This is a genomic window from Variovorax paradoxus (assembly GCA_016806145.1).
GTDB lineage: Bacteria > Pseudomonadota > Gammaproteobacteria > Burkholderiales > Burkholderiaceae_C > Variovorax.
The window spans coordinates 797157-810606 of record CP063167.1; the positions used below are offsets into that span (position 1 = coordinate 797157).

Below are 13450 nucleotides of genomic sequence, written 5' to 3' on the forward strand. Positions count from 1 at the left end.
GTGCGGTAACCGCACTGCCGCGTCTCTAAGTGAAGTTGTCTAGGAATCTACCGATCAGCTCATCTTCACCCAGTCCAGCGATCGGAATCCTTGCTGATAGGGACTCGCCTTTCGCTTGGCAACGAGGTTTTCTAGTTGCAAGGAGCGCAACGCCTTTTCCAAACCACGCTTCACCTGACTAGGTGTACGGTGCCCGACGTACAGAACGCTCGACGGCGACTTCCTGAGTAGCGCTGCGAGCGCGGCCTTGCGCTTCGCCAGCGGCTGCTCCGTGATATCAACGTTTCGGTCCACCAACAGATCGACAGCGCAGAAGACGACAGGGTCCGCGCCTGCGTACAACCGCCGCTGCTCGGCGCGGCCCTGCAGCCGGCCGAAGTCACTGTTGCCTCGCGCATCCAGCACGTAGACTTCCCCATCGAGGATGTAGTGCCTGCCCCGCAGCATGCCCAGGCTGGCGAGGATCTCAGGAAACCACTTCGTCGCATCGATCCCATGGCGGGTGCGCAGACGCACCTGGCCGTCGATCTCCACGAGCAGCCTGTATCCGTCGAACTTGATCTCGTACAACCATCCCGGGACGCTCAGATCGGATGGCCGCTGTGCCAGTAGCATGGGCGTCAGGGAGTCGAAGGTAATCATGCATCAAGCTGAGCCGTATTGCAGTACGCCCCTGTCAGCCGACACGCCAGTTCTCCCGGTCAACCACTAATGGCGCGAACTGCGATGGCTGCGCGCACAGACAGTCTAGGCTTTTGTCGCGCCCGCTCTAGCGCCGGGATCGGCTTGATCGGCTTGATCGGCTTGATCGGCTTGATCGGCTTGATCGGCTTGATCGGCTTGATCGGCTTGATCGGCTTGATCGGCTTGATCGGCTTGATCGGCTTGATCGGCATTGGTAGCCTCCTTGCCAATACTCAGCGCATCGTTGCGAAAAAACACCTGCGAGCCGATGTTCCGGTGAGCGATTCGTGCGCGGAGCGGCCAGCGAGGTCGATATGAGCGACACGACAGATGTCGCGCTGGGCCCGACTGCCGGACGATCGATCCTTATCGGCCGCACCGTATGCCGCCTGCACGTCATGACGGCCTCGGCGCCCCGCGGCCCTGCGATCCTCGATGTCAGTTTGGCCCTGGTTACGCCGGGTTTGGATACTCGCCTCGATTTGGGTGCGGCCGCGATGCCGCAGCGCAACGCTCATCTGGAGCGTCGAAAAGAAGACACTACGACGCCGTCATGCGCCCCACCCTGTCCCCATCAGTCAAACGCTAGAGGGGACCCCGTTCGCCGCTACCTCCACGGGCATACAGGCAGTTCCGGTTCCTGATAGCGCTTCACTGTCGGCTCTCGTCGAGAAATCGTTGTACACGTTCGCAGCGAGGCCCTGTCAACCAAGGCATCGAAGACGAAGATCGACACTGAGAGTGGTGTTGTCGCTCGATGGTATTCATAAGGTATCAAAGAAAAAAAACCGGCCATCAGAGCCGGTTTTTTTCAGGAAGATGTCCTATGCTCAGTAACGACCGCCACCGAAGCCGCCATTGCCGTACCCAACGTCGGACCGGTTGCTCGCACTGTAGCCTGCCGCACTGTAACTACCCGCGCCACTACCCGCTTCGCGCGGGCGCGCTAGGCTCACGACAATCGAGCGTCCATCGACGGACACACCGTTCAAGCCACTGATAGCGGCCTGGGCGAGTTCAGCAGACGCCATTTCCACGAAGCCAAAGCCCTTGGAGCGGCCGGTTTCACGGTCCATCATTACCTTGGCCGAGGAGACGCTCCCGAATTCAGCAAAGTTGCTTTCAAGGCTGGAATTGGTGACGGAAAAAGGCAGGTTGCCTACGAAGATTTTTCTGCTCATTGAATAAGCCTTTCGGAAAAAGGTGCGCACCGGATGTGGCACCGTTGGAACAAGAGTGTGTGGATTGCGCAAGGAGTCCGCGCACCAAAAGTCATCGAAACGAACGCGCGCAAGAACAGGTTTTATGCACGCGCGCATCCAGCCTTGTGTGACCGCAAAATTCGGGCAGCTTCACGCGAAGCGAAGGCCTAGTCAAAGTGGAGCACCCGGCGGGGGTTGCCGTTTCCCTTGACTCGATGAAGAAGCGCGACAGCGGCTGCCGTTGGTCGGGTGTGTCGAGGGCGAGACGACGAACGAACCCACAGAAATGGCGATGGAAGAAACCTATTTCGATCAAGATCGCAGGTGAGAAAACATCTGCGCTGAGCATCGGGAACTCATTGGCTGCAGCTCAACAGCCCAAACGGGCGACGACAGTCGCGACATTGGCAGCTACGGGAAGTCCCCACCCCGTCACAACCTCTGAAATGACGAACGAGCGTGAGCTCTCGCCACCATAAAAGGATTATATCACCTTATCTCATTTAAGGGTTGATTAATATTCCAACCGAAACCGAAACTCGTGTTTGCAGGCCGCTTCGTAGGCCTCGCAATTTCTTGTTCTAACCACTAGCGAGGTCCGGCTCGACCTGGCATCGGCCTGACCGCGCGAGCGATCCAACGGCTTGCTGTCGCGGCCCGTTTCGACGATGCGCCTCTCGGTCCTCGAATGGACTTCGGCGTGAAAATCCTCGCACTGAACGCGGCCGACGTCTTGAAACTTCTCGTGCCGGCATCCTGAGCGACTGCCGCCGAAGTACCGAAGCGGAGAGCATCGCGAAAGCTCCTGTCAGCGCGAGCGGACGAGATCTTCGTCGGAACATGGCTTCTCCTTGGATTGGAGAGTAGCGAACACGGATCGCCCAGATCATGCACAGTGGCGCACCAACGATTGCCTCGGTGCCTCTCCCGTGGCCGCGCCAGATCTGATCGTCTGCTAGTCAACGCGTTTTCAACCGAAGGACACCGGTTCGCATTTGAAGATCAAGTAAGGACAGTTCCACGATCTGGCCACCGAACTGTGTGAAGTTGGCCTGGAAGTGATCTTGGCGCCGACTCCTCCAGGCGCTAAGGACTGCGAGGCGTCCCCTTTCGAGCGGATTTGACCGAGCGTTATCGCCGATGATGGTGCCCCGAACTTCACACCGAAGCAACGGCCACTTCCAGCTCCGCCTTGCACGATAGGGGGTTGGACGCGGCCGCGGCAACCAACGCCTGCTGGAATGCGTGACTTAGCCAAGACGCGTTGCACAGCGCACTACTCGGGCCGGGGCGCCCAGGCTCCTCCCTTACGGCGATGGGCCCGCGGCGTAACTGGAACGCGGGGCGCGAGCTGCTCGCGCAATATGATTTACTGCACACTGTCGCGGCGGCAGCGAGACTTGAGTTCCGCCATGCGGAAGCCAACGGTGCGGCGTCAGGCAGCAACTTGACTGCATCGGGAAAGTCTCGGCAAATGGACATGGCGTCAATCAGAAACACGACGTGTTTTTCGGCACTTGCAGATTCGAGAAGGCGCGAGGATCGTGAAAGCATGGAGCGAGCGAACGCTTGAACGCCTCGGCCTTGTTTATCGGGAAGGGACTTCCGTTAATACGATGTGGAGTCATTTGCGACCTCCCCTGCGCCGCCGACGCCACTACACAGTTGCTCAAAGCATCAAAACTGGGCGTCCATCCGGCTGAATCACGCAGTTGCATCTAGAACTGCTGCGAATCGAGACACCGCTTCGGCAAATGACGTTGCGAGGAACAGTCGTTTACTGATTTCTTTTGATCGCGTTCCGCTTCTTGCTGCGGCGCGGGGCGGATCAGTGGGCGTGGCGGACCTGTGTCACCTTGATCGCCGAGCGCCTCGAGCAACGCAAAGCAACGCGACTACGAGACAGTCGTGAATGGCCTAGTAAGCATCTCAACGTTGATCGGGTGAAACCACGCATTGGGTTAGCTAAGCGACCATCCTCCGAAGGTTTCTCGGCGTCTGCACCGTCGGCCGAATCGTTGGTCAAGCACGGCAAGATCATTCAGCGACCGCTGCAGCGCAAATTGACCACCAACGAGAAATTGATGTCCAAACTGCGCGAAAAATGGATCTCGAATCTGTCCGACGTACGAATGGCGCGGGTAGAAAGTGACGGCAAACTCAGCGTTTTCAGGTATTGGGAATGAGGACCATAGGCATGCGTCCGACAGCGCAATCGCCGTAAACCGACATTCTGGCCTCGGGCCTCGCCGCAAGCTCGTGCTTCTTACCGTCTAGGAGCAGCAGCATGGAGCGTTTCACCGATCGCGTCGTCATCGTCACGGGCGCCGGTTCCGGCATTGGCGAGGCCACGGCCCACCGTTTCTCGCAGGAGGGCGCCAGCGTCGTCCTTGCCGGCGACACCAAGGTCAAGCTCGAGCGCGTTGCCGCCAACCTGCCGCCGGAGCGCACGTTGATCAAGGTCACCGACGTGTCGAACTACAAGCAGGTGCAAGCGCTGGTGGCCGCTACCATCAAACGCTTCGGTGCGCTACACGTGCTCTTCAACAATGCGGGCATCGCGGTCGAGGGCAGCGTGACCGAGGCGCCTTTCGACGGTTGGGCCAAGACCATGGCGACCAACGTCGGCGGCGTCTTCCATGGCTGCCGCGCGGCTATGCCGCACCTGATCGCAAGCCGAGGCTGCATCGTGAACACCGGATCGGTGTCGGGACTGGGTGGCGACTGGGCGCTCGGCTTCTACAACGCCTCGAAGGGCGCGATCGTCAACTTCACCAAGGCCCTCGCGCTCGACCACGGCAAGGACGGTGTGCGCGTCAACGCGGTCTGCCCGAGCCTGACCTTCACGCCGATGACCCAGGACATGAAGGGCGACCGCAAGCTGATGGCGAAATTCCGCGAGCGCATTCCGCTGGGGCGCGGCGCCGAACCCTCGGAAATCGCGGCGGTCGTGGCTTTCTTGGCAAGCGACGACGCCAGCTTCATCTCAGGCGTCGCGCTGCCGGTCGATGGCGGACTTATGGCGTCGAACGGGCAGCCCAACATGGCATGACCCGGCAAGCCTCAGGGATTCGTTTTCGCGGTTAGGCCGGCAGGTACGTGCATGGAACGCCCATTGGCGCTACTGCCAAGCGCGACGGAAGCGGGAGAAACCTCTTCTCGCGCGCGTATCACCCCGCCCAGGAGGCGGCGGTCCCCCGTCCGTGCCAGGGGTTGACCGAAAGGCCGGCATCGATCGCGCAGGACCTTGCCTTGTTCCAGCTAGACTAGATGTTGATGTTGAACCGCGCGACTGAAACGCACAGGCTTGCCGCCTGCGACCACTCGACGGAATAGTCTTTGATCGGCAGGCGTTCCAGATCGGTTTTGAGCTGGGCCCGCAATTCCCATTCCCCGAGCTACTTAAGACGGACCGGTTCACGCGCCGCGCACCGCGTCGGGATCGTTCTGCCGGTCCGGGGCGAGCGGCTCTTCTACGAGCGAAGTAGAGACGGGTGCCAGCGAGAGTTGGGCGACGTGATCGCCGAAGCGATGAGGCGCTTGAGTAAAGAAGGCTGCGCCAAGCGGATAGGCCCTAGGTTGGCCTCCCATCGATCGCAGCGGGGTGGCCCCGTCCCGTACGGCTTCCAGAGCTGACGCCGGGCCGTTCAGCAGGGAGGACTACACCGGCTTGCTTCCTTCCGCCTTGTCCCTCGTAACGCAGCAACTTCAGCTGTTGCAGGAAGCGCTCGCCGCCCTTGGCGGCGAAAGCAGTACTGTCCACCATGAGAAAGTCCTGCATCGCGTCTAACTCATGGCCGTGCACCCTCCAGCCGTCGACGCGAGCGGTCTTGAGCGAGACCGCGCAGGGCAAGGAGACTCGGTCATCGAGCTGCGCCAACGGGCGCCGTAGAACATCAAGCGATCCATCGTAGGGCCTGGGACCTCGAACAGCACCTGCGCCGGCATCGCCGGAAGCTTGCGAAACACTTCGAGGCTACTGCACAGCAGGCCGAAGCTCTTCGTATGCATGCTACGGGTGCCATGGCGGCTGTGGCCGAGCATCGTTTTAGACATCTGATCATGGTCTCATGCAGTTCCGCGGTGACCTCGGCTTCGTCCTCCTACTCCGTTCTGACGTCCTCCGAGTACGGCACCGCATTGATGGGAAAGGTGTTCATCCGAAGGTGACTAGGTTGGTTCGGAAATGAATGGCTTTCAGGCTTGCTCGAAAGCAGGCCCTGATGGAGGTGTGCAATGCGTGCGAGGTCATGTCGTCTGTGAACAGACTCCACCGAAGGTAGGCGCGCCGACAAGTACCAGCGGTTTCTGTGCATCCATGGCGTCGCGTCCGAGACGTCCCTTCGGAGCGGTGCGCAACCCGCCTACGAGACGTGCACTGGGGTCGGTTGAATTTATCGGTCCCCCCGAACCAACCAGGAGCTACTCCATGACCACCAAACGTGCCGAATCCGATGCCTGCAGCCTTCTCGACACCGACCACAAGAATGTGAAGAAGATATTCACGGCGTATGAAGAACTCGCGGGATCGAAGGCCGCAAGCGCCACAGGCAAGAAGCGGGACCTCGCCCAGCAGATCTGCGCTGAACTCACAGTGCACACACAGATCGAGCTATCCCGCGTTGCGCGAAGCCTTGAAGGAGACCGACCTGCTCGACGAGGCCTAGGACGAGCATGCAAGCGCCAAGGACCTGATCGCCCAGATCCAGAATGCCGCCGAGATCGACGACATGTTCGACGCCAAAGTCAAGGTTCTCGGCGAATACATCGATCACCACGTCAAGGAAGAGCGCAACGAAATGTTCATCAACGCACGAGCAGCCAAGGGCTTCGATTTGGTGACCGTGCGCGACCTCCTCGCGGCGCGCAAGGAAGAGCTGATGGCCGAGCTCACGGCCACTGCCTGATTTTTGCTCCCCAAACCCAAGCCCGCTTGGAACGGGCATACTGCCGCCTCAGCGCACGATCTTCTCGGGAGTCAACGGAGTGCTGCGAACGTGCTTTCCGATGGCATGGAAGATTGCATTGCTGAGTTCGTCCGCCACGCGGATGATGCCGAGCACGAGCTCACCAACCTCGCTACCTCCGCTCCTGCGAATGCGGGGACGCTAACGGCTACGCCATCCTCAACGAGAAACGTGGCTGGCGAATGTTCTGACTGATGAACGACAAGCAATCGTCGAGCGGTTAGCGTGCAAATTGCCCTTCCGCCGTCTGAATGCTTGCGATGGGAGTCTCGGCGAATGACCTGCATTCGCTTGAATCCGGACTACCTGCCGGCCATTTTTCTTTCGCCACGGCTATCGCGCCAGAGGCACAACATTTTCCTCAGAATCAAGCAGCCAGCTTATGGGCGCGTACGAAGCTAAGTGTCTACCGAATGCGTTCGGATCTTTGGCGACACTGCTGCGCTCTAGGCCCAGCGCGCGTTCGAGACCTACGACTGACCCGAGTGATCGGACAAGTAGTTCGAGAGGATGCGCGCAGCGGCCCTCAGGTGGGCCATTTTCTCCTCAGCGATATCGTGTGAGATCACGTCGAAGTGGCATGCGGTCCCAACTGCGCGGCCCTCGAGATCGAAGATGGGGATCCCGCAATAGGAAAGCATCACGCCCTGATACGGATGACCATTCAGCCGACGATCGCTGCTTGAATCGCCAGTCAGAAACGAGCCGTCGCGCAGCACGTACTGGCAAAAGCTGGAAGCGATCGGGACCTCGGCGAGAAATTCAGGAAGCGGCTCACCGTGCTTGTCGACCAACGCCACATTTACCATCCGCCTGTCGCTGAGTCGGAAGACAGCCGTGTATCGATGCGGAACGGCTGCATTGAGCACAGCCAAGGCTGAGGAAATCCCCTCTTGCGTACACACCTCATCAAACAGCTGACCGAAGCTCGCGTAAGCAGTGAGCTCCTCTGCTTGCTGCTGAATCGCAAAGAGGCGCTCAACCTCGTTCTCCCAAACCGTACCCGCCTGAAGGAGCATCTTGTTGGCTGTCTCCGAGTCGGCATCCGAGAGGAACTTGTTGAGCATTGGATAGGGGCGCAGGGCGACTCCAGCCTTGCGCAGCCGCTGTTCCATCTCAAAGTGCGTGAGGCCCATAAGTCGATTGTGACGAAGTCGCACACTGTATCCCTATCGATGGCCGGACGTTGTAGGAGGCGGTTTCGACATGCGGCAGCCCCCGCCCGTCGGCACACAACGGCCAGCACCCCTCTCGAACTACATGGCTGACGCTCACGCCGTGTAGTCCGAACGTCTTACACCACACCGCCCAAGGCGGCGTCGCTTCATGCAGCGGACCTCCACGCGCAGCCTCCGCCGGAACTGGCAATCTGGATACACGCCTCTGGCGCAAACGCGGATCTTGCCGGCGGTGTCGTCGGTGACGGCACCACAGCTACGTACATGTGAACGGCGCCTTCAGCGCGCGGAATGCACGGGTCCGCATCGAACAAGAGTCCCGGCAATTGCGCTCCTTGGATTTTGACGATGGCACTGGTCCTGCATAAGAGCCTTGTGCGGTGCGTCGTAGGTTGGAAGGGGCGACATACCACTGGCTTCTTCGATTCACCCCCCCCATTGCCCCCCGCCTGGGGAGTTCCGCCGACCATTGCGTCGGCTGAGCCGCGCGAGCCTAAAGGGGCTCACGGTTGCAGCCTGTATCAGACACCTCTCTCTATTCGCTCGGGTCGAACACATCTCGCTGGGAACAGACGCTAGTGGCGCGTCGTTTCGCTATACGCAGATATGCCCCCGCACCGAGCGTGCTAGATCGATTGAGACTTTCGAGCGCTTAACAAGCACTTGGATTCCGCTTGAGCTGCCGGCACTTCCGTATACGCCGATGGAAATGCGTCAGCGTGAGCCGGTTGCTAGGTTGCAGTTAACAGAACGGTTGGCTCCCTACTCCTCGATCCTGCCCACGATGCACAGCCCGAGTCCGACACTGCACGCCACGCCGCTAGCGGCCGCAGGACGCTTGACGATGGGCTCGGTCTGCTATTTCGCCTCCGCCACCGGTTTCTCTCTCGCGTCTGAGGCATAGCGAATACAGCTTCGGCTGCCGATGCCTGGCAATGCTTCGCTCGAGTCTTACCAGCCGGGCCGCGTCACTAGCGACAAGAATGGAAGCCAGCAGCATCTTCAGTACCAATGACGCGAGCCGAAGTTCTGGACCTTTCGAGCCGGATTCCTTGGCCAACTGGTGACTTACCTGGTCCGGCGATCCTGAAAGGTCTCGCCTGCATCCGTCCAACCTAGACCGGTGACCGGAGGAGCCTGGCTTACACAACCACGCGACGACCGCCGACGCTATCGGTGATGCCGAGGCCTAACCTTCCGCGCCTCACTTCATAGAGAGAGGATCATGAGCACACCGGACTTCTATGCCCAATTCTTTCGCGACGGCTGGGAGGTGCGTTGCGCAGTTACTCGCGCCGCGCCTAACGGTAACCTGGCCGGTCGAGCGGAGATTCTTCGAGGCGATCACGTCAAGTCCACTATCAATTCCGCTGGCGTTTACAAGAGCCGGCTCCAGCTTGCCGAAGCCCTCAAAAAAGATGCGTTTAGGTGGATATCCGGTCAGGAGCGCGACCTCAATGCTTGAACCGCCTCACAAGCGCATCTGTCCTGTCTCACGCTTTCACAAGGGAGCCCGTGCCTCATGAGCAAGTCAGAAGCAAACACATCGTCGACCGACTCCGAATTCTTAGAATTTGCGCAACAGGTCTTTCAGCTGGCACGCACCGGCGATGCTCAAACGTTAGAGCGTCTGCTGCAGAACGGGCTTCCCCCCAACATGAGCAATCACAACGGCGATACCCTTCTGATGCTGGCCGCGTATCATGGCCACGCCGAAGCTACCAGTGCGTTGCTGGGGGCCGGCGCCGACCCAGATAGATTCAACGATAAGGGCCAGACGCCACTTGCGGGAGTAGCATTCAAAGGCTTTCAGCCAATCGTGGAACTGCTGCTGAAGTACGAGGCTCAGCCGAGCTTCGCACCGCCGGGGGGCAAAACGCCGCTCATGTTCGCTGCCATGTTCAACCGGCTCGACATTCTGAAGGTACTGCTAAAGCACGGCGCCGACATCAACGCTCGGAGCACAGAAGGCTTGTCAGCACTGGACCTCGCGCGAAGCATGCGGGCGCCCGACACGGTGGCCTTCTTGGAAGCGCAGACAGTCTCATGAGATCGCTGCTGCCTTAAGCAGCGGGCCGCGGGGTGATTTCGCAAGGCCCATGAGAGCAGACTTCGCCGTCGTTAGGCCTTGCCTGTCGGTCAAATCCAAATTTTCCTACGTCGCACTCAACGCCGATGTCCGACAACCGAGGTGTTCTGGAAGCTAGGAGACTTCTATGCTTGAAGATCCGAAGAAGGTCGGGCTCGACAGGGAACTGATTTCCTTGAGAGAACCCTACCAACTGAGGCCCCGGACCGGAGTGGGTAGTTGCAGCGAAACGCCATTGCAGGTCGCGTTGAAGGCGGAGGGGAATTCAGCTGAAGAGGTTCGTGAGCGCTCAAAGGGGCGGACATGACCCACCTTCGGCGCATTTCGGTCCATGTTGACGAGCCGGATCCCGGGACTTTTTACTGGGTGCTGATGGAGGAAGGCGACGACGCGTCGCAGTGGGTCGAACACTCTTCTAGCCCTCATCCATACAAGCGCTGGCGCCAAGCCCTGACGGATGGCTGTCTGGCGCTGATGGCGATAGCGGAAGATGACCGACACGGCCCCAGGACCAGTGCCGAGGACGAGGACGCGTCGCCGGTTGGCACCCCTGTTCCCCAGCCCTCCATGAGGCCCGGGCAGCCGCCGGGTGAACACCTGCGCGACGTAGGTGACTGAGAGCTCTTCCATCAGCTCTGCAAAAGTCGCGGTAATCAGCGCCGCCGCTCGCCCTCCTCCCGCACATCGGCGGCGCACATTGGCGACTATCCATTATTTGATAGGTTGCGAAGCTCTATCAAGCAGGGCGGCCAGTTCGGTCCTAGCGCTCTTTCCTTGGCCAAGCATTCAGCTCTCCACCTCGTGGCGACACGCCGGGCAAGGTGCCACCCGGACGGAACGTTTCACGCGGCTGGGAACTCCGGTGTAAACAGCCATGACAACCCACGGGAGATCTTGCAAGAGCTCCGGCCGGCCCAAGGAATCCCAAGCCCTTTCGCACAGGAAAAATGGCCGGAATTCCACGTCATCGCTCGATGGGATGCAATGATGACCCTGCGCAGCAATATGGTCTTCATTAAACGTCCGGCTTGTTGGGAGTAGCGTTCCCGACGACGTCGATCGGGCTCGACGGCTCCGAAGATACGACCGAACGCGAGTGGAAAGATGAAGCCACGTAAGAGCAGGCTATCGACCGCTGCGCGGGCGAACTCATAGTCTGCGCGATCGCGGTCACGATGTTAACTTGGGGCTTTGTATTCCGGCCGTGGCCGTCATTGCGCAACCTTGGAGGCAGCGTCGACCGCCGCTCCGAGCACGATAGCTGGAGACCGAAGCGGCAAGGAAAGCTGCATGCTCGATCTTCCCGACATTCACGCCTTCATGTCGGTTGAAAATTCTGCCGAGCAGCAGACCCTCGCTGAGTTTCCGCTCAGGCCTGCAAACTGCTCTGGGCGAGCTTGGCCGCTTTTCCGATTTTTGCAACGTCCGATTTTGATCCTTCCTCCTGGAGCATCAGGATCCCTGGTGTCGTCAGCCCAAAGATCTTCGCAAATCCAGCTTCTCGGTACGTGCGTCGAATATGCCTGGGGGTCGATATCTCGGCATCGATGAGCTCAAGATAGGCCAGCTTGGACACGAGCTGCAACTGTGCTTCATCTGTGATGGTTGCCGGGAATGAGACCGTACTCAGGATACGAAGGAAGTCGAGAGGCGTCATTTTAAGAATGCGCGAAATGTGCGGTTTCGGCGTCCCCGTCGAAATTTTCTCCCTTTTGGAAAGGGAGTGGGAGCCGGCTCATTCGCAGTTAACGTGTTCCGGTCGTGCCGGTGGTGCCTGTGCCTGGAACTAGACCAAAGCCGCCGCCGGAGTTGCCACTGCTGCCGCTAATCGCCGCGGCGAACATGGCAATACCCGCTCCGGCAGCAAGCCACTGCTCTGACGTCAATCCGCCCTGCGCATTGGCAGTAGCAACGTTGCCTCCGGCCGGGCCAGGCGTAGTCGGAGGTGCCAGGTTCTGCGCGAGTGCTGCAGACATTGCGAACGCGCACCAGGCCGTGGCGGAAATGAGCTTCATGTACTTCACGGGGACCTCACAGAGAGTCACGTCAATGGACACGCCGCCAAGGTTGGACAGGCGCAGCGTTCATGGTGCTCTTCACCCATCGAAGTGTCTCCACCGTATTCTGTGGTTGCCGTCAGAAGACTTCGCCTTTTCAGCAAGGGTTTTCCCTGAAAGCACGATGAAGCCCACCGGGAAGCGCTAGCGCACCACGTCACCAGGTTGCTAGGACGACAATGTGTTCCCACCAAGCCACGCTGGGTCGCCTGGGCGGCTTTCGCGTTCGCTGATGAGTTCCTTTTCGGAAGCGAACAGCCCTCCGAGCCATCGAGCCGAGATCGCTCTCCAGGTTTCGCTCGCGATTTCCAGCCAGATGCCAAGCAGGTCATCGATCGCTGACTTGAAGGCTTGGTCCGGCCCGACATTTTCCCCAGTGAAGGCAAGGACTGATGCGCTGCGCAAATGCCACGGCTGGACGAGCAGTGACTGCCTACGAGGAACTGCCGCGGTGGGCAAGTCGATGGACCTGCCGTCTGAAATCAGCCATCTCGATCACCGCCCGTCCAGCCCAGTTCGATTTTTGACTGCCGAAACGAGCCCCTTCCCCGCATCGTTCGGCGAAAAAGGGGGCGATAGAGCGCCATTGGCATTCGCTGCATAGGCGGTAGCACTGAAAAATGAAAGACCAACTACAAGGCGTTCGGCCCGCGGTCTCGATTCACGCGCAAGCACCTATGGCAATGCTATCTTGCCCTGCTTTTGGATATCGCGGCCCTTCCCTGCGCCGTGATCCGGAGGACGATGGCCCTTGCGTCAGTCAACGGAGCGTTGACGACGGGTAGTTGAGCTTCGATCAGTTCTGCAGCCTCAAGGACAATCGCATTTCGAATGTCGGCTACATCATGAAGTTCAAGCGGAAACTCAGCATCTTTGATGCGCCGCAAAAAATCCATTGGCATGCCACCCCTCCCAAAGGGCGAAAAACTGGTGAGCTTGGCGAGTTCTGCACATGATTGTATCTATGCCCTCGCTCGACCTATCAATGACCGACAAGCTTTCGGCCGGTCGCAAAGCGCACGGTAACGCCTACCCAAGGAAATTCGTGGTAAAGCTAGCGCAGCATGTGCGATACATCGGCTTTCGACGACCTGATGGAGTGGCCTGGCTTCGATCGACTGTACGAGCTCGAGGCAATCCTTGTGCCCGCCAATGCAGCGGAAAAATCGCAGTGCTGCGCCGTCGTCGTCGGCAAGTCTGGGGGCTCGTGGCCTAAAGGCCGCGGTCCCTGGCTGAAGAAAAACACCCGATGTGCTGGCGTTGGGCGCGCTGT

Annotated in this window: 12 protein-coding genes and 1 pseudogene; 7 read left to right on the plus strand and 6 right to left on the minus strand. The window is 59.5% G+C overall.

The window, feature by feature from the left end:
* Positions 1 to 54 precede the first annotated feature (54 nt).
* From INQ48_34685 to INQ48_34695, 3 genes are all read right to left on the minus strand, one after another.
* Complete coding sequence (locus tag INQ48_34685; protein ID QRF62669.1) at positions 55 to 642, minus strand: hypothetical protein; 588 nt, start codon at positions 640 to 642, stop codon at positions 55 to 57.
* A 59-nt stretch (positions 643 to 701) separates the two neighbouring features.
* On the minus strand, positions 702 to 896 hold the full coding sequence (locus tag INQ48_34690) for a hypothetical protein (protein ID QRF62670.1): 195 nt from the start codon (positions 894 to 896) through the stop codon (positions 702 to 704).
* Positions 897 to 1514: 618 nt separating this feature from the next.
* Complete coding sequence (locus INQ48_34695; protein QRF62671.1) at positions 1515 to 1865, minus strand: RNA-binding protein; 351 nt, start codon at positions 1863 to 1865, stop codon at positions 1515 to 1517.
* A gap of 1811 nt (positions 1866 to 3676) precedes the next feature.
* On the opposite strand from INQ48_34695, the gene INQ48_34700 reads away from it, so the two are divergent.
* From INQ48_34700 to INQ48_34710, 3 genes and pseudogenes are all read left to right on the plus strand, one after another.
* Complete coding sequence (locus INQ48_34700) at positions 3677 to 4072, plus strand: DUF421 domain-containing protein (GenBank protein ID QRF62672.1); 396 nt, start codon at positions 3677 to 3679, stop codon at positions 4070 to 4072.
* A gap of 101 nt (positions 4073 to 4173) precedes the next feature.
* Positions 4174 to 4938 (plus strand): SDR family oxidoreductase, encoded by a 765-nt coding sequence (locus INQ48_34705; protein ID QRF62673.1) that lies wholly within the window; start codon positions 4174 to 4176, stop codon positions 4936 to 4938.
* Between the two features lie 1377 nt (positions 4939 to 6315).
* Positions 6316 to 6793: pseudogene (locus tag INQ48_34710) on the plus strand (hemerythrin domain-containing protein).
* A gap of 530 nt (positions 6794 to 7323) precedes the next feature.
* Here INQ48_34710 and INQ48_34715 read toward each other — a convergent pair.
* Positions 7324 to 7989, minus strand: coding sequence for a hypothetical protein (locus tag INQ48_34715; protein ID QRF62674.1), 666 nt, complete (start codon positions 7987 to 7989; stop codon positions 7324 to 7326).
* 1267 nt (positions 7990 to 9256) lie between these two features.
* On the opposite strand from INQ48_34715, the gene INQ48_34720 reads away from it, so the two are divergent.
* The 3 genes from INQ48_34720 to INQ48_34730 all read left to right on the plus strand — a co-directional run bounded on the left by INQ48_34720 (position 9257) and on the right by INQ48_34730 (position 10427).
* Positions 9257 to 9496, plus strand: coding sequence for a hypothetical protein (locus tag INQ48_34720; GenBank protein ID QRF62675.1), 240 nt, complete (start codon positions 9257 to 9259; stop codon positions 9494 to 9496).
* A gap of 57 nt (positions 9497 to 9553) precedes the next feature.
* The gene (locus INQ48_34725; GenBank protein QRF62676.1) at positions 9554 to 10081 is read left to right on the plus strand and encodes an ankyrin repeat domain-containing protein; all 528 of its coding nucleotides are present in this window, start codon (positions 9554 to 9556) and stop codon (positions 10079 to 10081) included.
* A gap of 166 nt (positions 10082 to 10247) precedes the next feature.
* Complete coding sequence (locus INQ48_34730) at positions 10248 to 10427, plus strand: DUF3606 domain-containing protein (GenBank protein QRF62677.1); 180 nt, start codon at positions 10248 to 10250, stop codon at positions 10425 to 10427.
* Between the two features lie 1062 nt (positions 10428 to 11489).
* Here INQ48_34730 and INQ48_34735 read toward each other — a convergent pair.
* Positions 11490 to 11777, minus strand: a complete 288-nt coding sequence (locus INQ48_34735) for a hypothetical protein (GenBank protein ID QRF62678.1) — start codon at positions 11775 to 11777, stop codon at positions 11490 to 11492.
* Between the two features lie 88 nt (positions 11778 to 11865).
* Positions 11866 to 12144, minus strand: a complete 279-nt coding sequence (locus INQ48_34740; protein ID QRF62679.1) for a hypothetical protein — start codon at positions 12142 to 12144, stop codon at positions 11866 to 11868.
* Positions 12145 to 12962: 818 nt separating this feature from the next.
* Between INQ48_34740 and INQ48_34745 the strand changes: the two genes are divergently transcribed.
* Complete coding sequence (locus tag INQ48_34745) at positions 12963 to 13133, plus strand: hypothetical protein (GenBank protein ID QRF62680.1); 171 nt, start codon at positions 12963 to 12965, stop codon at positions 13131 to 13133.
* Positions 13134 to 13450 lie beyond the last annotated feature (317 nt).

Coding starts and splice junctions, on each gene's coding strand:
- INQ48_34685 (QRF62669.1), bottom strand. CDS start 642: ATGATTACCTTCGACTCCCTGACGCCCATGCTACTGGCACAGCGGCCA.
- INQ48_34730 (QRF62677.1), top strand. CDS start 10,248: ATGCTTGAAGATCCGAAGAAGGTCGGGCTCGACAGGGAACTGATTTCC.
- INQ48_34715 (QRF62674.1), bottom strand. CDS start 7,989: ATGGGCCTCACGCACTTTGAGATGGAACAGCGGCTGCGCAAGGCTGGA.
- INQ48_34725 (QRF62676.1), top strand. CDS start 9,554: ATGAGCAAGTCAGAAGCAAACACATCGTCGACCGACTCCGAATTCTTA.
- INQ48_34690 (QRF62670.1), bottom strand. CDS start 896: ATGCCGATCAAGCCGATCAAGCCGATCAAGCCGATCAAGCCGATCAAG.
- INQ48_34705 (QRF62673.1), top strand. CDS start 4,174: ATGGAGCGTTTCACCGATCGCGTCGTCATCGTCACGGGCGCCGGTTCC.
- INQ48_34735 (QRF62678.1), bottom strand. CDS start 11,777: ATGACGCCTCTCGACTTCCTTCGTATCCTGAGTACGGTCTCATTCCCG.
- INQ48_34695 (QRF62671.1), bottom strand. CDS start 1,865: ATGAGCAGAAAAATCTTCGTAGGCAACCTGCCTTTTTCCGTCACCAAT.
- INQ48_34720 (QRF62675.1), top strand. CDS start 9,257: ATGAGCACACCGGACTTCTATGCCCAATTCTTTCGCGACGGCTGGGAG.